The organism is Dyadobacter sp. SG02 (genome assembly GCF_900109045.1).
In the GTDB taxonomy this organism is placed as follows: Bacteria; Bacteroidota; Bacteroidia; order Cytophagales; family Spirosomataceae; genus Dyadobacter.
The window spans coordinates 337,501-356,117 of record NZ_FNYL01000003.1 but is presented as its reverse complement, the minus strand read 5'-3'; the positions used below and the strand labels follow the sequence as shown (position 1 = coordinate 356,117).

The following is an 18,617-nucleotide window of genomic DNA, read 5'->3' as shown; positions in this document are numbered from 1 at the left end:
TAAATAAGCGGCGCCGGTTGGAATTTACTATTCATTTGAGCCTGCATCATGCGCTTGCGAACAGGAGCGGCGAACACCTGGGCAGCCGGAAGTTGCTGGTCCCGTAACCGACCGACCATTTATCAGGGAGATCGACCGACGGGCACCGTTACCTTGCATTAGTCCGAGAGCCGTAGGAATGAACGTCGCTTCGTGCTATTTTCGCCATAGACCTTAAACCGACTTGTTATGACCCCTTTCATTGTTCTGCTCGTTCTGGTGGTACTCACCATTCTGATGACCGTCAAGGTTGTCCCTCAGCAAAGTGCTTATATTCTGGAACGTCTGGGAAAATTTTACGCCGTCCTGCAACCAGGCGTCAATTTCATCATTCCCTTTTTCGACCGGATCGCCTATAAGTACACGCTTAAAGAAGCGGCTGTCGACATTCCCGAGCAGATCTGTATCACCCGCGACAATGTGCAGGTGCGCATGGACGGGGTCATTTTCATCCAGGTAATCGATCCGAGAAAAGCGGCATACGGTATTTCCGATTATACTTTTGCTGTAATTCAGCTGGCTCAAACTACCATGCGGAGCGAGATCGGTAAGCTGGACCTCGACAAGACATTTGAGGAACGTATGACGATTAACCGTGCCGTCGTAGAATCCATCGACGAAGCGGCTACCGGCTGGGGTGTGAAGGTGCTTCGTTACGAAATCAAGAACATTACCCCGCCGCAAAGCGTGTTGATTGCCATGGAAAAACAAATGCAGGCCGAGCGTGAACGACGCGCGGTGATCCTGCAATCGGATGGTGAAAAGCAGGCCGCCATTAATGTAGCCGAAGGGCAAAAACAGAAAGTGGTACTCGAATCGGAAGGTATCCGTTTGCGCCAAATCAACGAGGCGGAAGGCGAGGCTTCGGCATTGAAATCGGTTGCAGAAGCAACGGCCGAAAGTATCCGTTTGGTAGCGCAGGCGATCCGCGAGGAAGGCGGCGCCGAGGCCGTGCAATTGAAAGTAGCCGAAAATTATGTGGAGCAATTTGGTAAAATAGCCAAAGCCGGCAACACGCTCATCCTCCCGGCCAACCTTGCCGACATGGGTTCGCTCATTGCCACAGCATTAACCGTAGTCAAATCATCCGAACACAAGCAATAGTATCATGGATTTGACCTTACCACAGATTTGGCTCATCGTAGGACTGGTAATGCTTCTAGCAGAACTGGTCAGCGTACTACTCGTGTTCATCTTTTTCGCGGTAGGCGCGTTGCTGACCTCCCTCCTCACCTCCATAGGCCTGCTACCAAGTACGGAAAGCCAGATACTGGCATTCTCCGCCATCTCACTTATTTCGCTACTCGTGCTTAGGAAACACGCCCGCAGGCTCCTCGAACGCCGTTCGACAGCCGAGTACAGCGAATTCACCGGCGAAACGGCTATGGTGATCCGTGATATTCCCGGTAATGGCGAAGGCCGCATTTACTACCGCGGCGCCGAATGGAAAGCCGTTTCAGAAAATCATGCAAACATTCCTGCCGGTAGCAAAGTAGTAATCAAGAAAACAGAAGGCATTGTCCTGATCGTGGAAGAATCCTGATCTTGCATATTAATCCAAACAAAAAGCCGTGGATACGAATCGATCGTATCCACGGCTTTTGTATTAAATATTGGGAATTACTTTTTCAGCGCTTCTTCTACGGGCAGTCCGATATTACCGCTACCAGGCAGAATGTGCAGCAAAGCGGAAATCGTAGGGGCGATGTCGCAAACCGAAGTTCTTTTCACAGTTTCGCCCTTATTGATACCCCAGCCAAACATCACAAATGGCACCTGGGTATCGTAGTTGTAAGGCGTCCCATGCGATGTTCCCGTGGAAGTTCCGTAGAACCAGCCCGGTTGCGAGATCACCTGCAAATCACCGCTACGCTTTGCATTCACATTGTTTTTATACAATTCCAGCTGGTAGGTATTAAGCGGCGCCTTGCCCATGTCGGTCAGGTCGATCACGTCGGCGATCCCCTCAACTGTCAACGCCGCATCGCGCACCACGCTGTGTGCGGCAGCGATGGTGATGTTTTTCTTTCTCAAAAGGCTGTGATCGAAGTAGAGCTGGTTATTGTCGGTCGCTACAATGTATTTGTCTTTGCCAAATGCTTCATTCAACGCGTCGGTTACGGCATTGGTAAGCTGCTTCCGATCCACGAGGCCTGATGGCAGCTTGTGCTCTTTCGCAAACCCGGGAACGTCTACCACGCCATGATCGGCGGTCAGGAAAACGGTATACTCGCCTTTGCCCACCCAGCCGTCGAGGAAGTTGAACAAATCCGCAAACTCTCGGTCGAGGCGGAGGAAATCATCCTGTTGCTCAATGGAGTTCGGTCCCACGCGGTGCCCTATCTTGTCGGTCGACGAAAAGCTGATTGCCAGGAAGTCGGTATCTTTGCCTTTTCCAAGTTGCTCGCCTTTAATCGCTTCGATCGCCATTTCCTTGGTAATGGTGTTGCCCCAGGGCGTGTCGGTCACAATGCCGAATGCATCGCCCGCCATTCCTACGAGTTCATAAGGGAATACCGGCTTTTTCGCGCCGGGCAATTTTCCTTCCCAGGGCACATCGTCAGGAGAGCTTTGCGTGTAAGCATCGGCAGTCAGCAGAAGGTCCCAGCCTTTTTGCGCATAGGCGGCAGGCATTTTCTTCGCATTGTAATCCTTGGCCCATTGCGGGAGGTCATCCATATAATAGGTGCTGCTCACCCAATTGCCGGTTTTGGAGTCAAACCAGTAGGCCGCATTCGCTGCATGGCCGGCGGGCAGGATCGAACCGCGGTCTTTGATGGCTACGCCAATGGTTTTGGAGCGGAAGTTGGTAGCAATGCGGAGCTGGTCGGTGACTGTGCTCACGAGCAGGTTTTTAGGCGACATTTTGCCTACCGCTACATTATTACTTCCAACCGTTTTCACGGTACTGTCTTCCACACAATACACATCCTGCTTCGCAATGGGATCGTACCATTCATTACCTACAATGCCATTGATCGCCGGGATCGACCCCGTGTAGGCGGACGCGTGACCCGCGGCGGTAACCGTCAGTGCGTAGCTGTAATGGTTGTTGCGGCAGTTGAAGCCCTCGTTCATCATTCTTTTGAAACCGCCTTCGGTATATTGGTCATAGTAGCGGTACAGGTAATCGTAACGCATTTGATCTACTACAATACCTACAACCAGTTTGGGACGGGCAAGCGCAGTTGCTTTTGCGGCGGCGGACTTCGTGGCGGTCGCCTTTTTGGGTGTTTGCGCAGAAACGGCCGTAGTCGCCATTGCAGCCAGTACCCAGCAAGCTAATTTTTTCACAATGAAAGGATTTAGATAAAACAAAAAAACTGCGGAACCCGAGATGGTCCCGCAGCGGATATTTTTTTCAGATTACTTTTTCAATGCTTCCTGCACCGGGTTACCCACATTGCCGCTCGGGGGCAGAATGTGCAGCAATGCCGAAATGGTAGGTGCAATATCGGCAATGGAAGTGCGGCGAAGCGTTTCGCCCTTGTTGATCCCCCAGCCGTAAAGCAGGAAAGGCACGTGCGTGTCGTAGTTGTAAGGAGTGCCGTGGTCGGTACCGGTGCTCATGGTCGAGGCAAACCAGCCCGGTTGCAGCAATACCTGCAAGTCGCCGCTGCGTTTGGCATTGATATTGTTTTTAAACAGCTCCAACTGGTAGGTATTCAAAGGCGCTTTACCCATATCGCGCAGGTTGATCACATCGGCCACGCCATCCACGGCGAGCAACGCATCGCGTAATGTCTGGTACACATCCGCAACGGTGATCTTCTTCTCTTTCAGGAGCGCCTTGTTAAGGTAAAGCTGGTAGTTTTCAAATGCGGAAACATACTCCGCCTCGCCGTAGGCATCATTCAATGTTTTCACAATGGTACGGGTCAAAGTAGTGGCATTCATCAATCCCGCCGGCAACTTATGCTCCTGCCAGAATGCGGGCACGTCCATTGCGCCGTGGTCGGCAGTGAGGAACACGGTGTAGTTACCCTTTCCGGCCCAGCTATCCAGGAAGGTGAAGAAATCGGCAAACTCCCGGTCAAGTTTCAAATAATCGTCCTCCTGCTCCACCGAGTTAGGGCCGAACATATGGCCAATGCGGTCGGGCGATGAAAAGCTCACTGCCAGGAAGTCGGTATCGGCGCCCTTGCCGAGGTTTTCACCTTTAATGGCCGCGATAGCCATTTCCTTGGTAATGGTGTTACCCCAGGGCGAAGTGGTCATCGGGCCGTACGCGTCGCCTGCATTACCTGTGAGATCATGCGGGAATACGGGTTTGGTCGCGGTCGAGAGCTTGCCTTCCCAGGCTACATCGTCCGGCGAGCTCTGGGTATATTCTGCAATCGGCAGCAGCGTATTCCAGCCTTTGCCCATGTATTCGGCGGGCTTTTTCAGGCTGTTGTAATCGGTTACCCATTGCGGCAATGTATTGGTATAATAGGTACTCGTCACGAAATTCCCGGTTTTGGAATCGAACCAATAGGCGCCTGATGCCGCATGGCCCGCCGGCAAAATGGAAGCGCGGTCTTTGATCGCTACACCAATGGTTTTCGAGCGGAAATTCGTGGCAATGCGAAGCTGGTCGGTTACGGTAGTTACCAGCAGGTTTTTCGGCGACATTTTACCGACCGTCACATTGTTGCTACCCACCGTCGCCACACTGGCGTCGTCCGTGCAATACACATTTTTGGCCTGTGCGGCATCGTACCAGTCGTTGCCGACGATGCCGTTCATGGCAGGCATCGAACCCGTGTAAACCGCCGAGTGGCCGGCGGCAGTTACAGTCAATGCGTAATGATAATGGTTATTCCGGCAGTTGAAACCTTCATTAATAAGTCTCTTTAAACCGCCCTCTTTGTATTTGTCATAATAGCGGTACAGGTAATCGTAACGCATCTGGTCGACAACCATACCGACCACCAGTTTAGGCCTTGCCAGCTTGGTAGCGGCAGTTGTCTGGGTCTTGGTTTGAGCAAAAACAGGTTGGCTCAGAACGAGCCCGGCGAACAAAACTCTGAGAAGCGGATGGTAGATCAATTTCATTGCGTTGCTAATGACAGCAGTAAGGTTCCGTGTAAATACTCGGCAAAGATAAAGATGTACTACGGTTAAAAGCAGAAAACCGGCGTGCTTTTCACGTCCGGTTCCCTGAATCTTAATTTTATTTTAATCTTACTTTTTATCGCTTCCGCCCAACTGCGCAGGAGCTCCGGCGGATTGAGGGCCTTTTTTGGCCTTCTCGAAATCACCAGCCTTGATGATCACAAGTTTATTATAATCAATGTGTTTATTGAATGCGGCTTTGATCTGATCCGGCGTCAATGCTTCAATTTTTTTCTCAAAATCGGCATCCCATTGCATGGTACGGTTCAAATACAGGTTGCTCGTGAGTGTCGTGGTAAGCGACGCATCCTGCGAGCGCGCTACCTGCCGCGATTGCAGGTAACCCGATTTCGCGGCTTTCAACTCGTCCGCCGTGAAGCCTTCCTTCATGACCTTATCGATCTCCTCCTTGAATGCCGCTTCCAGTTTCTCCGCATTCTGAGGCGCGTAAATGGCGTACGACATAAATGTACCGTTCTTATCCAGCGGACTGGCTGAGAACTGCGAGCCTACGCCATAGCTCAACCCTTCTTTCTGACGAATACGTGTCGCCAGACGTGAATTCAGGAAGCCGCCGCCGAGCATATAGTTACCCATGATCAACGCCGGGTAATCGGGGTCGGTGTCTTGCAATGGCATATTCAACCCCGCTACAAACATCGCATTGGCCTTGTCTGGCGCTTCAATGGACTTGTTTTCCGGTTTCACAGTCTGGTAAGGCGATGCAATGCGGGTGAAAGGCTTGGCGCTCTTCCAGCTTCCGAACTCGTCGTTCAGGATTTTCTGGATCGCGTCTTTATCGAAGTCGCCCACCACTGTGGCAGAGGCATTGTTGGCGCCATAAAAATCCTTGTGGAACTGGCGGATCTGATCGATCGTCGTCGTTTTAATACTTTCCACATCCTCATCGAACGTGCCTACATAGCGGATATCGCTTTTGGCATAAGGCGAAACAATGCGGCGGTACTCGTTGAATGCGATCGCCTGTGGTTCACTGCGCTGCGATTCGATGCCCGCGAGTTCTTCCTGTTTGAGTTTTTCAAACTCGTTTTCATCGAATGCAGGCGTTTTCAGCACTTCCGCTACCAGTTTTACGACTGCCGGCAGATTTTCCTTAGTCGTTTCAATGCTGGCACCGGCCTGGTTGGCAGCGCCGAAGAAGCTCACGCGCGCTTTCAGGCGGTCGAACTCGTCTTTCACCTGCTGGCGGGTCTTGGTTTTGGTACCTTTGTCGAGCATCGAGCCGGTCAGGTCGGAAATGGCCACCTTGTTTTGCAGGCTCTTCTCGTCGCCGTAACGCAATGTAATACGCGCAGCCACAACATTACCGCGAGTCTTTTTAGGGAGCAATGCGGTTTCAATGGTATTGGCTTTCTCTACCCGTGCAGTACGACTTTCCACATTCGCCGGTGACGGATCGAATGCTTCTCCTTCCGCTACCACGGCTTCTCCTTTATAGTCCTTCACCAGATCGGCCACTTTCGGTGCTTCGGGAATTTCGGCGCGCACCGGATTAGCTTCCGGCGTAAACGTTCCGAGCGTACGGTTGGACGGTTTGAAATAATATTGCGCAACCTTGGCCACGTCCTCGGGCGTTACTTTGCGGATATTGTCGCGGAAGAGGAATGCAAGGCGCCAGTCTCCGGTAGCGATGGACTCGCTGATGCTCAATCCCACCCTTTCCGAGTTCCGGAATTCGAGGTCCCAGTTTTTGAGGATAGTCGTTTTCGCTCTTTCAACATCTTCCTTGGAAGGTTTGAACGTCGCCGTAGAATCGAGCGTAGCGGTAAATGCTTTCTTCGCCTCGTCCAGTGACTTCTCTTTCAAAATTTCAGCCCCGAACAATACAAAACCCGGATCAAACAACTGGAATGTGTATCCAAATTGCGACGATGCCTTTTTGGTATCGACAAGGTTTTTGTACAATCTGCCGTTCGGTTCGGTGGTAAGCACCTCTGTGAGCACCTCCATGGCCGGGTAATCGGCGTGCGAGCCGGGCATAATGTGGTACATCGCCATCAGCATTTGCACGTCGCCGGTCCTTTTCAGCTCCACAAAGCGCTCGCCGTCCTGGGTAGGCTCCACCGTGTATGAATGCGGAAGGACGCGGGTTGGTTTTGGAATTTTACCAAAATAATCGTTGATCAATGCCAATGTTTTGGGCTCGTCGATCTTGCCGGCGACGGTCAGCACGGCATTGTCGGGCTGATAATATCTTTTATAGAATGCTTGCAGGTTGTCAATAGGCACGCGCTCGATGTCGGAGCGGTTACCGATCGTCGATTTTCCGTAGTTATGCCACAGGTAACCTCCCGAAATGACCCGCTGCATGAGCACGCGGAACGGGCTGTTTTCCCCCGATTCGAACTCGTTGCGTACGACGCTGAATTCGCTGTCAAGGTCCTTCTTGGCGATAAACGAGTTCACCATCCGGTCGGATTCGAGGTCGAGCGCCCATTTCAGGTTTTCGTCAGAGGCCGAGAAGGTTTCAAAATAATTGGTTCGGTCATACCAGGTGGTACCGTTCGGGCGCGCGCCGTGCTCGGTAAGTTCCTGCGGGATATTGGTATGCTTCGGGGAACCTTTGAATACAAGGTGTTCGAGCAAATGCGCCATACCCGTTTCTCCATAACCTTCATGGCGTGAACCCACGAGATAGGTGACGTTCACCGTAATGGTCGGCTTCGATGGATCGGGGAACATCAGTACTTTCAGGCCGTTTTCGAGATTGTATTCGGTAATCCCTTCAACCGACGTTACTTTCGTAACCCCTTTCGGCAACTGTTGCGCTTCGGAGGGCATTGCCAGCATGGCGGCAAGCATCATTCCGACGAGCGAACCCTGCCTGAACAAATTTGTTCTTTTAGATTTCATGACCATATTAAAATCAATTAGTTTAGATTTATAATCCTTGAAAATAATGCAGAATATCACATTTACCAATGGATTGGTGACAAATGGTAAAATAATATACGTTGCAACATAATGTCGTATCCGGCGTGTACTGGTTGCATACAGTTCTTAAATATGTCCCTCATTTTTAGCGAATGATTACGATTAAAAAAGCCCCGATCCTGTTTTCCTTCCTCGCAGCCGCACTGCTATCCGCCTGCGCCGGCAACGGGATACCGATTTCATCGAATACCAAATACCCGATCGAAGTCCTGTACGATAACCAGCCGCTCGAACGTCCCTATTCCGAACTGGCGGTGGTAGAGATCGGCAGCGAGGATTCGCTGACGGCCGATCAGACGAAAGACAAAAGGATGATGTTCCGCGGAAATGACGCCAAAACGAAAGAACTCCTGACCGCCAGGCTGGTCATGAAAGCCCAGAAAATCGGTGCCGACGCGATTATCAATGTCAAATACAAATACTACACGAGCGTGAACAAGGAAGGCTATATGCTGAGCGGGCTGGCTGTGCGGTACCGCGGGGAATGACACTTCTAACAAGATAAATTAAAAACCATGCTGTTTACTGCCAAACTAGCCGACATGCCCGTCGAAGCGGAATCGAGGGTGATCATCCGTTTCCAGGATTGCGATCCGCTGATGCATTTGAACAACTCCAAATATTTTGATTACTTCTTCAATGCGCGGGAGGACCAGGTTTCCAAGTTGTATGGTTTCAGTTTTGAAGCGATGTTCCGCGAGCTGCGCACGAGCTGGGTCGTGTACCAGCACCAGATCGCGTACGTAAGGCCCGCGCGCATCAGCGAGTGGGTACGCATTACCTCGCGCGTGATCTTTTACAATGAAGATACGATGGTGACCGAGTACTTCATGACCAACGACCTCCGCACCGAGCTCAAAACCGTGCTTTGGACTACCTCCAAGCATATCAATGTAGCCACAGGTCAGCGCGTGCCGCATCCGCAGGAAATCATGGATTACCTGACCGCTACCTGCGTACCCGGTGTCAATTTCCCGAACCTGCATTTCAATGACCGCATTCACGCGATCAAGCAGGAGTTAGCGGCAGCGGCTAGCGCGTAGTATCTTTTTCTGAAATCAGCTTTCCGGTCGTATCCTGCCGGGTAGAGTCAGCAGGCAGGAAAGGTATCCGCACGCCCGGTCTCGGGGCGCGGGTGAAGCGGTTGAAGCTGTGGGTAAATTGCATGCTCACACCGCCGGTGGTGAAGGTACCGGTGTTGATCAGGAGGCTGTTCTGGATATTGCGGTTATAGGCTTTCACCCGCACCGAACCTTTCGCATTCAACCAATATTCCAAAGTCCATTCACCGAGCAAGCTCGCTGCGTCGTACTGCGAAGCACCGGTTTGCGACTGCGTGCCCGAAGTAAAACGTCCGTCGCGCGTCACACGGAAACGGTCGTTCAGGAAGCGGTAGGAGAAGCGGAGTTGCAGGTTATTCAATGCATTCTGGTCGAGTGAGAGGCCCGAAACGCCCACTTCAAGGTTTTCGTTGATACCCGAGGCCCAGCGACTGATCTGGTTCGATACCAGCTCGCTGATGCTGCTTCCGAGGAAGTTCTGGCCGCCCACCGTCGCCAGGCTGCTTTCGGGCAATAGCTGGTTTACGACCAGCAGGCTGCTCACCTGCCGGCTCAGCTCCTGTTCGTCGGATTTCAGTTTGTTCTGAAATGCTTCCAATTGCCCGCGGTAAGTGCTGAGCGAGGGGTTATCGAGGATTTTGAGGTCGTACTTGATCGTAGGCGACATCAGCCGCTCCGACAATCCGATGGTTACTTCCACAGGATATCTTCTCGACAATGCGTCACCGCTGTTGCCGCCGAGGTTGCTGGTATTCGGCAGCACGCCTGCCAGCGACACCATTTGCGTGTACCCTGCCTTTACATCGAGTTGTGCGCCGTAAGGGTCACCCGCCCAGACGATCCGGCTTCCCGGCTTGATACTGAATTTCTTGTTGATGACATTCTGCAAGGTGAAATTGTACTCCCCCTTCTCGATCTCGTAGGTACCCGCCATTGTAAAGTCACCCTGGGTATCGATGTTCAGGTTGAGACGGCCGCTGCCATTGCCACGCAGCACGTCGCCGGTTTGCCTGTCGAAGATGATTTCGCAGGTCGCGTCGGGCGTGAGGTTGAAATTGAAATCCATTTTGATCCCTCCGGCGATCTGGCTCCGGGCTACGGAATCGACGCGAGTGCCGGTAGTACTGTCGGCAGGCGTCATTTTGCTCACAAACTGGATATAATCCTGTGTAACCACTTCGGTGGCACCATCCAGCGGAATATAAATGCGAGTACCCTTGTTACTGGTCACATTGGCCTCAATGTTCAGGTTATCGATCGGGCCGTAGACTGCCACCGGGCCGGTTACGTAAGCCGTTCCGTAGAACATTTCATTGTGCTTCGCAGTGGTATTCAAAATTTTGAAATTGCGAAGGTCGGCATTGAAACCAAGGGAAAAGTACTTGAAACCATCATGAAAAACCCCGCCGCGCAATGTAGCCGTATTGCCGTCGGAATCGGTGACGAGAATATTGTTGCCGGTAATCTCGCTTTCCGTAAAGTTAATTTTATCACTGAATGTAAACACCGATTGCAGGTAATCGAACTTCATCCTGCCCTTGTCGACGGTGAGCGATCCTTCCAGTACCGGCGCGTCGACCACACCCTTGATCGATACCACGCCCTGCGCCGTTCCGCTGATATCGGATATCAGGCCTTCCGCAAAAGGTTCAAGCGCCTTGAAATCCGCCTGATTGAAAATCGCTTTCAGGTTCAGGGTATTTGTTTCGAGTTTCGGGCGGTACGAGCCTACGAGACTGAAAACCCGCCGCGCATTCTTGTTGAGCTGGGCGTCGATCTGCAATTCGCTGGTGGTCTGGTCCCAGTCGCCGGTACCGAGCAGGTTACCAAACTCGTACTGACCGTACCCCAGGCCCTCAATCGCGAAATTCGCATCCAGGATGACACTATTATAAATGTCCTTTACCTTCGCCGAGCCGTCCATAATGCCCGACAGTTTGGTATTGAAAACGGGATTCAAGCTGGCCAGCTTAAAGTTTTTAATATCCAGCAAAAGACTCTTATCGGGATCTTCCGAGGCTGTTCCGCTGAGGAAAATGCGCTGTTTCCCGCTCACCAAACCCAGATTCGACATCGTCATATCGTTGCCGACGATCGAAATCAGGCTCTCCGAAGGCACATTCCATTCTTCATCCAGCAGATTCAGCTTCGAATTTTTGAAACCAATATCCAAACCCGCCGGCAGAAACCGTATCTCACCCGCCAGATTGGCCCGGTTGGAACTCTTGACCTGATGTATGGCGCCGTTGAAATCGATATGATCGACGTCCCAGGTACCTTCCAGCTCCATTTTCTCGGTAGGTACCATCTTGCTGATCTGCTGCTTGTCGGAAGTCACGAGAATGGACGCGAGTACTTCGGCGCTGTTCACGAATTTCGAGGTAGTAACATCCACCTCCGCTTTCATAAACTGGTTTTTACCATAACTTACTGTGTCCGATAACGCATTGAATGTCAGTACGGCCGTGTTGTCCATTTTAAAAATCCCCTCCGCCTTCGCGCCGCGTGAGATGTAAATATCCGGGCTGAGGAATGCCAGGAACCGCGACAAATTATAGGTTTCCACCGAATAGTCGATCTGGTACCTGCGTGAGAGCATTTTCAGCGGCTTTCGGGCGTAGTATTCGTTCCGGCTGGCCTCGTTTTCGAAGAAATAGAGTTTATATTCATCCAAAACCTGACTTACATCCTTCCAGGCCTGCGTCGGCAGGAAATTGCCTTCCACTTTGGCTGTCAGAAATTCGCTGTCGAGCTGCAAGCGTCGCTTGCCAAGCTGATTTCTCGAAGAAAACACGAGGGTATCCACCACGAGGTTACGCTCCTTGCTGGTCATTACCAGGTAAGTATTGACCAATTTAGCGTCGCCTACCAGTTCATCGACCGTATTTCCAGTCACATTCACATTCAGCTGCGTACGAAGGGTAATCGGGTCCTCGCTGAAACCGAGTTCTTTCAAATTGGCCTTTTCGATCAGGCCCCGGACATCGAACATGTTCTGCTGTTTGGAGAGATCGAACTCGCCGTCGAGGCTCACGGCCAGGTTGCTGTCGCGCGCGCTTACCAGGCCGTTGAAGTACTGGTTTTGTAAATTGCCTTTCAACCGGATGTTTTTGTAATCATAATTCCGGAAACCGATGCGGTGCACGATCGCATTCATATCCGCTGACGCGACCGACAGTTCCAATCCTTTGCCGTACACTTTCCCTTCAAAATCGAGCTCCTGCCAGTTATCCTCGTCTTCCAGCAAAGTCCCCAACCCGAATGCCGACGTTTTAACTTCGCCCGAATAGGTGGTCGTTTTGGCGTCTGCAATATGGAAAACGAGGTCACCCGACAGCTCGCCGAGCTCCGACGACGACGATGCATTCACGGCAAAATCTTCCAGCGTTCCTTTAAAAGTGCCGTCCAGTATCGTATAACCGAATTTTTGCAGCTCTGGATGCATGTCCCATTCAGGATAATATTGAACGAGGTCCACGGGATCGACTTTGGACGCCGACAGCCGGATATCCATCAGTACCCCTTCGATTTTGGGTAGCCCTTTGAAACCGATATCGCCGATGAGCCTGCTGTTCTGTCCGAAATGCAAGTCCGTATTGGAAAGCACAAAATCATCGACTTTCCCATTGAAATCGCCCGATATGAGCCAGGTTTCATTCAAACCATCTATATAGCTGGAAAACAACCCCAGGTCCTGCGAATCTACCCGGCTGCCGGTGAGGTGCCCTTTCATGCGGATTTTGTGATTGAAATCGCCCAGCTCGCCCGACCGGTTGTAGTAAAATATCACTTCGTCTTTCAAATGCGAATTGCCGATGTGGGCGTCGAGCTCTTTCAATTCCATTTTCTTCTGGCAGAAAAGGAACTTCGTATCGAGGTCGTGCATTTCCAGGCCGGTCTGCTTGTCGACCGTTTTCAGGTTTTTGGCACGAAAAGCAATGGTATCTCCCTGAACGAGGAAATCGCTGAGCTCGCCATAGAGGTGTCTGAGGCTGAAATGCGAGTAATCGAACACCCTCGAACCGCGGTCGCGGGGCTGGCGGGGGTCGTCGTAACCGAATGTGCCGTCGATGACCTTTGCTTTGCCGATGATGAAAGGCGTATTGTTTTCGGGTGCATTGGGTGGCCGGGGTACAGCTGGTGCAGTGAGCTCGTTAATGCGGGCGATGAAGCCGTCGATATTGAGGTCTCCCGACTTGGGTACGATGACCAAATGTACATTCGGTCGGTATACATTGACCTCGTCGAGAAAAATCTCCTTCGCCGAGTCGCGGATAATGTTGTTGACATTCAGGTTTACATCCAGCCGGCCGACGTCGATCATATCCGCGCCGGAGGAATCTTTAACCGAAACCTCTTCGAGCGACACCACGTCGAACCATTTGATATTGACCTTCCCGATGGTGATGGGATACCCGAGTTTGCCTGAAATATCGGCCGTGAGGTAGCCTACGGCCCAGGTTTGCACCGAAGGGAGCTGTAATGCGGTAGTAGCGATCCCTAGTGCCAGCAGCACGAAGATGACAACCACGATCAGACCATTACCAAGCGCCTTCAGGAATTTTAACATATACAGCTTCGCAGCGGGATACTGCTTATCTTATTGTTAATGCTTAATTTTGCGAATATTTTCCACAGTATGAATATCCTCGCTATTGAATCGTCGTGCGACGAAACCTCCGCAGCCGTTATAACAAACGGGAATATCCGCTCCAATGTTGTCGCTACGCAACTGATCCACACACAATACGGCGGCGTCGTTCCCGAACTGGCTTCGCGGGCCCATCAGCAACACATTCTGCCTGTGGTGGACAAAGCATTGAATGACGCAAAAATAGCAAAAAAAGACCTGGATGCCATTGCTTTTACCAAGGGACCGGGTTTGCTGGGCGCATTGCTGGTAGGCACCTCGTTCGCGAAATCGATGGCGCTCGGGCTGGATGTTCCGCTGATCGAGATCAACCACATGCAGGCGCACGTGCTCGCGCACTTCATCGACGACCCCAAACCGGCATTCCCTTTCCTTTGCCTGACCGTGAGCGGCGGGCATACGCAGATCGTGAAAGTTACGGGCCCGCTCGACATGGAAATCATCGGAGAAACGCGCGATGACGCCGTGGGAGAGGCTTTTGATAAAACCGCCAAGCTGCTCGACCTGCCCTATCCCGGCGGCCCGTTGATCGACAAATATGCCGCACAAGGGAATCCGCAAGCCTATCCGTTCCCGCTTCCGGAGATACCCGGGCTGGATTTTTCTTTCAGTGGAATCAAGACTTCGTTTCTGTATTTCCTTCAAAAACAAGTCCGCCAAAACCCGGAATTTATCAAAGAAAATATAGCCGACATCTGCGCAAGCATTCAGTTTACATTGATTGATATTCTCCTTAAAAAACTAAAAAAGGCATCCCGCGAAACGGGTATCAAAGAAATTGCCATCGCCGGCGGCGTTTCCGCTAACTCGGGATTACGCAAATCGTTGCAGGAACTCGGCGGGCAGCTGGGTTGGAATGTGTATATTCCTGCTTTCGAGTATTGTACCGATAATGCGGCCATGATCGCGATCGCGGCGCATTACAAGTTCGAAGCGGGCGATTTCTGCGACCAGACGGTGAGCCCGCTTGCGAGAATGGAGTTTTGAAATGGTATTAACCTGAACCGGATTGTATGAAACACTTTTGCCTGGGCATTCTTTTTATTTCAATCCTGTCGGCGGCTGCGAATCCGCTTTCTGCACAAACGGCACGGGTACTGCGTGACGACCTCGCCATTAAGCCATTTTTTCGGATCGAAGGCACCGACACGCAAACCAGGATCGAGTACGATGCTTCCGATAAGTCGTTTTATACCATCGCATGGAGTGGCGACCTCTTCCACCTCACGCCCAACGGCGAGGGAAACTATACGATTGAAAGGCTGGCGTCGGCGCAGGACCATGGCATCAACTACCTGCAAGGTCTTGCATTGCATGACGGCAGTGTGTACCTGGCCGGTAATGTGGTGATTGCGCAGGGCGTTTCGGGTTATGGCAAGGCTGTGAAGGCCAAACTGACCGCTGGCAAGCTCGTTTGGACCGAAATATTCAAAACCGCCGAGCATGCTTCTTCCAAAACACTTTTCGACCACGCTTTCAGCGCCATTTGCTTTTCGCCCGACGGCAAAGATATGTACATTGCCAGCGGGTCACGTACCGATCACGGTGAGGTGAAAGATAACGAAGGACGCTACCCCGGCCTGCGCGAAGTGCCGCTGACTGCCTGTATTTTCAAAATACCGGCCAATACCGAAAATCTGCAACTGCCCAACGATTCGGCCGCGCTCGCGCCTTACGTACACGTGCGTGGCGTGCGCAATGCATTTAGTCTCGCATTTGCGGCCAATGGCGACTTGTTCAGCGTCGAAAACTCCGGCGACCGCGACGATCCCGAGGAAATGAACTGGATAAGGCCCGGCGCCCATTATGGGTTTCCCTGGGAAATGGGCGGAAATGATACGCCCATGCAGTTTGCAGGATACAAGCCGGACGACGACAAGCTGATCAACCGCAATTATACGGCCTACCAGATCGGGGCATTTCACGACGACAAGCAATATCCCCAAAAACCGAAGAATCTGACTTTTCGCAAACCCATCCGTAACGCCGGCCCCGACGCCGACATGTACCGTGACCCCACCACCGGAAAGGTGATGGATGCCAGCGAAAACGGCACAACTATCGGCACATTCACTGCGCACAGGTCGCCATTAGGGTTGGTTTTTGATCTAAAATCAGGTTTTGGAGGTGACTACAAAGGCAAGGGGTTTGTGCTAAACTTTCAGGAAGGGTCCGCTACTTACGGGCCTATGCAGGACCCCGGGCAGGACTTACTAATGCTGGATTTGAAGAAAAACACCGCCGGCGACGATTATACATTGAATACCTACCGCATTGCCGCCGATTTCGTCCAACCGACCGATGCGGAGATCGTCGATCATAAGTTGTACGTGCTCGAAGGCCAGGGCCAGATATGGGAAATTACTTTTCCCAAGAAAGAAGAAGAAGTGGTGACCGGCATGGAGCCGTCGCGCAATGCTTTCAGCGTATATCCGAACCCGATCCGAGGCAAAATGCAGGTCGAAGGGCCATTAACCCAACAAAATGTACAAATGACTGTTACCGACATTACCGGACGTGCGCTGATCCGTGAAGAACGGCAGATGAATGGCAAAACCGAGCTGGATGTTTCCAAACTTCCGGCGGGCACTTATTTGCTTCAAGTAGAGTCTCGGAAACAACAGGTTACCACCCGATTTATCGTTAACCCGTGAAAGCATTCGTCCTATTCGCATTGGTACTTTTTTCGGCGGTTTGGCTATCATGCGGTGATTCGCCATCGCCCGGCCCTCCTGTTACCGGTGGTAATGAAACGCCCGAATTAAGCAGCTTTTCTCCTCTTTCAGGTAAACAAGGAACTGTTATTAAAATTCAGGGCAAGCATTTCGGAAGTGATGTTTCGAAAGTTTCACTTGAAATCAATGGTTTGAAAGCGGCCATCAATACGGTAACCGATACGGAAATAACGGCGATTGTCCCCGCCAAATGTGGCCTGGGGAAGCTGACCTTAACCGTGAATAGCAAAGAAGTCACATCCGCGGCGGCATTCCGCTACCTCTATACGGCCACTACCAGCTACTTCTCGGGCAATGGAAAGGGAGCGGATGGCAAGGACGGCGGCTACCAGGACGGTACGCCGCAACAATCCGAGTTCAGGACATTGTACAACATCGCGACCGATAACAAGGGCATTATGTTCGCCGCGGATCTCGGCAACTGCGTTGTAAGGCGCATTGAAACCGACGGCAGCACTTCCACCCTGGCGGGTGCAGGCAATCAAAACGGATTCAAGGACGGTAAAGGCAACCAGGCATTGATGAAATTTCCGATCGGCATCGAGCTCGCACCCGACGGTACTATTTTCGTGGCGGATCACGAGAACCATGCTATCCGCAAAATATCGCCCGACGGCACGCTCGTCACCGTAGCGGGCCACCCCGACCGGCCGGGGTTGGTCGATGGTAATCTAGCCACAGCCCAATTCAAGCGGCCTTATGGTGTAAAACTGGACAAAACCGGCACACTCTGGATTTGTGATACCGAAAACGGCGTAATCCGAAAGCTTTCGGCAGACGGGCAGGTGACTACTTTCGCCGGCAGCACGCCCGGTTATGCCGATGGAAAACTAAGGGAGGCAAAGTTTTATATGCCTTCTTACCTCAACTTCGATGAAAACGGCAACATTTTTATCGCCGACAAGCATAACCATTGCATCCGCAAAATCACGCCGGACGGCATGGTTACCACATTTGCCGGAACGCCCACCAAAACCGGCTACCGCGACGGCGAAGCAAGTCAGGCGATGTTCAATCAACCGTGTAATATTCAGATCGATAAACTGGGGAATCTCTACGTGAACGACTTGTGGAACCATTGCATTCGCCTCGTGTACCCGGACGGGTACGTGACGACGCTCGCGGGCAAGGGCGGCACGGCAGGTTACCAGGAAGGCCCCGGGGAAAATGCGCTTTTTAAACATCCGCAGGGATGTACTTTGGACAAAGACGGAAATCTTTTTGTTACGGATTCAGCTAACCAACGTATACGCAAGCTGACCATTGAATAACCATGGCCATGACATTGTCAGAAATCTGGGTTTACCCCGTAAAATCCCTCGGCGGGATCAGGCTCACCAAAGCATTCACAGAAGAAAGAGGGCTTCAATACGATCGCCGCTGGATGATCATCGACGACGAAAACGTGTTCATTACCCAACGGGCGCACCTGAAAATGGCGCTGATAGACGTCGCATTACTGGAAGATGGATTGAAAATATACCTGCGCGCTAACCCGGACGATTTTGTGCTCGTTCCCTACCAGCCCGTAACCGCATTGCCCGTCACCGTAAAAGTCTGGGACGATATTACCGAAGCACTCACCGTTTCCGACGAAGCCGACGCCTGGCTCACCCGGCAGCTCGGCCTTAACCTCCGGCTCGTGATAATGCCGGATTCGACCGAGCGCAAAGCCGATCCGCGTTACGCACAACATAATGAGAATGTGAGCTTTGCCGATGGCTTCCCTTACCTCGTCATTTCGCAGGCCTCGCTGGACGACCTGAATAGCCGTCTCGCCGAACCCATCGAAATGCGCCGTTTCAGACCCAATTTCGTCATCACCGGCACCGAACCATTTGCGGAAGACCAATGGAAACACATTACCATCGGCAACTTGCGTTTCGAAGTAGTGAAACCCTGCGCACGCTGCGTACTCACGACCATTAACCCGGAAACCGCCGAAAAAGGCGCGGAACCGCTCAAAACGCTTGCGAGCTACCGGCGGAATGGTAACAAGATACTATTCGGGCAAAATGTAACTGCCCGCGATGCAGGCGAACTGAGCGTGGGCGACTTTTTGGTAGTTCACGAATAGCA

Annotated in this window: 12 protein-coding genes; 8 read left to right on the top strand and 4 right to left on the bottom strand. The window is 51.9% G+C overall.

The window, feature by feature from the left end; genetic code table 11:
- The first annotated feature begins 228 nt into the window (after window positions 1–228).
- Window positions 229–1,143 (top strand): SPFH domain-containing protein, encoded by a 915-nt coding sequence (locus tag BMW93_RS08525; RefSeq protein WP_090374793.1) that lies wholly within the window; start codon window positions 229–231, stop codon window positions 1,141–1,143.
- Window positions 1,144–1,147: 4 nt separating this feature from the next.
- A complete protein-coding gene (locus tag BMW93_RS08520) occupies window positions 1,148–1,582 on the top strand; it encodes an NfeD family protein (protein WP_090374792.1) in 435 nt (144 codons plus the stop codon).
- A gap of 77 nt (window positions 1,583–1,659) precedes the next feature.
- Here BMW93_RS08520 and pafA (BMW93_RS08515) read toward each other — a convergent pair whose 3' ends face one another.
- From pafA (BMW93_RS08515) to BMW93_RS08505, 3 genes are all read right to left on the bottom strand, one after another.
- On the bottom strand, window positions 1,660–3,300 hold the full coding sequence (gene pafA / locus BMW93_RS08515; RefSeq protein WP_090374791.1) for an alkaline phosphatase PafA: 1,641 nt from the start codon (window positions 3,298–3,300) through the stop codon (window positions 1,660–1,662).
- A 105-nt stretch (window positions 3,301–3,405) separates the two neighbouring features.
- Window positions 3,406–5,076 (bottom strand): alkaline phosphatase PafA, encoded by a 1,671-nt coding sequence (pafA, locus tag BMW93_RS08510; protein WP_090374790.1) that lies wholly within the window; start codon window positions 5,074–5,076, stop codon window positions 3,406–3,408.
- Window positions 5,077–5,205: 129 nt separating this feature from the next.
- Window positions 5,206–8,016, bottom strand: coding sequence for a pitrilysin family protein (locus BMW93_RS08505; protein ID WP_090374789.1), 2,811 nt, complete (start codon window positions 8,014–8,016; stop codon window positions 5,206–5,208).
- Between the two features lie 167 nt (window positions 8,017–8,183).
- Between BMW93_RS08505 and BMW93_RS08500 the strand changes: the two genes are divergently transcribed.
- Entirely contained in the window at window positions 8,184–8,579 is a 396-nt protein-coding gene (locus BMW93_RS08500; RefSeq protein WP_090374788.1) for a hypothetical protein, read from the top strand.
- A gap of 27 nt (window positions 8,580–8,606) precedes the next feature.
- A complete protein-coding gene (locus BMW93_RS08495; RefSeq protein ID WP_090374787.1) occupies window positions 8,607–9,134 on the top strand; it encodes a thioesterase family protein in 528 nt (175 codons plus the stop codon).
- Here the strand turns inward: BMW93_RS08495 and BMW93_RS08490 are convergent.
- Window positions 9,124–13,722 (bottom strand): translocation/assembly module TamB domain-containing protein, encoded by a 4,599-nt coding sequence (locus BMW93_RS08490; protein WP_090374786.1) that lies wholly within the window; start codon window positions 13,720–13,722, stop codon window positions 9,124–9,126. The genes BMW93_RS08495 and BMW93_RS08490 overlap by 11 nt on opposite strands.
- Before the next feature lie 69 nt (window positions 13,723–13,791).
- Here BMW93_RS08490 and tsaD point away from each other — a divergent pair, with 69 nt between their 5' ends.
- From tsaD to BMW93_RS08470, 4 genes are read left to right on the top strand one after another with little or no spacing between them, the layout of a single operon-like run.
- A complete protein-coding gene (tsaD, locus tag BMW93_RS08485) occupies window positions 13,792–14,790 on the top strand; it encodes a tRNA (adenosine(37)-N6)-threonylcarbamoyltransferase complex transferase subunit TsaD (protein ID WP_177194045.1) in 999 nt (332 codons plus the stop codon).
- Between the two features lie 26 nt (window positions 14,791–14,816).
- Window positions 14,817–16,457, top strand: coding sequence for a T9SS type A sorting domain-containing protein (locus tag BMW93_RS08480; RefSeq protein ID WP_090374785.1), 1,641 nt, complete (start codon window positions 14,817–14,819; stop codon window positions 16,455–16,457).
- Window positions 16,454–17,809 (top strand): IPT/TIG domain-containing protein, encoded by a 1,356-nt coding sequence (locus BMW93_RS08475; RefSeq protein WP_090374784.1) that lies wholly within the window; start codon window positions 16,454–16,456, stop codon window positions 17,807–17,809. The genes BMW93_RS08480 and BMW93_RS08475 overlap by 4 nt, the downstream gene beginning before the upstream one ends.
- Window positions 17,810–17,817: 8 nt before the next feature.
- Entirely contained in the window at window positions 17,818–18,615 is a 798-nt protein-coding gene (locus BMW93_RS08470; protein ID WP_090375078.1) for an MOSC domain-containing protein, read from the top strand.
- Window positions 18,616–18,617: the final 2 nt, after the last annotated feature.

Bases quoted from the DNA above. Each gene is read 5' to 3' on its own strand.
- BMW93_RS08525 (WP_090374793.1), top strand. From the start codon at position 229: ATGACCCCTTTCATTGTTCTGCTCGTTCTGGTGGTACTCACCATTCTG.
- BMW93_RS08520 (WP_090374792.1), top strand. From the start codon at position 1,148: ATGGATTTGACCTTACCACAGATTTGGCTCATCGTAGGACTGGTAATG.
- pafA (WP_090374791.1), bottom strand. From the start codon at position 3,300: ATGGCGACTACGGCCGTTTCTGCGCAAACACCCAAAAAGGCGACCGCC.
- pafA (WP_090374790.1), bottom strand. From the start codon at position 5,076: ATGAAATTGATCTACCATCCGCTTCTCAGAGTTTTGTTCGCCGGGCTC.
- BMW93_RS08505 (WP_090374789.1), bottom strand. From the start codon at position 8,016: ATGGTCATGAAATCTAAAAGAACAAATTTGTTCAGGCAGGGTTCGCTC.
- BMW93_RS08500 (WP_090374788.1), top strand. From the start codon at position 8,184: ATGATTACGATTAAAAAAGCCCCGATCCTGTTTTCCTTCCTCGCAGCC.
- BMW93_RS08495 (WP_090374787.1), top strand. From the start codon at position 8,607: ATGCTGTTTACTGCCAAACTAGCCGACATGCCCGTCGAAGCGGAATCG.
- BMW93_RS08490 (WP_090374786.1), bottom strand. From the start codon at position 13,722: ATGTTAAAATTCCTGAAGGCGCTTGGTAATGGTCTGATCGTGGTTGTC.
- tsaD (WP_177194045.1), top strand. From the start codon at position 13,792: ATGAATATCCTCGCTATTGAATCGTCGTGCGACGAAACCTCCGCAGCC.
- BMW93_RS08480 (WP_090374785.1), top strand. From the start codon at position 14,817: ATGAAACACTTTTGCCTGGGCATTCTTTTTATTTCAATCCTGTCGGCG.
- BMW93_RS08470 (WP_090375078.1), top strand. From the start codon at position 17,818: ATGACATTGTCAGAAATCTGGGTTTACCCCGTAAAATCCCTCGGCGGG.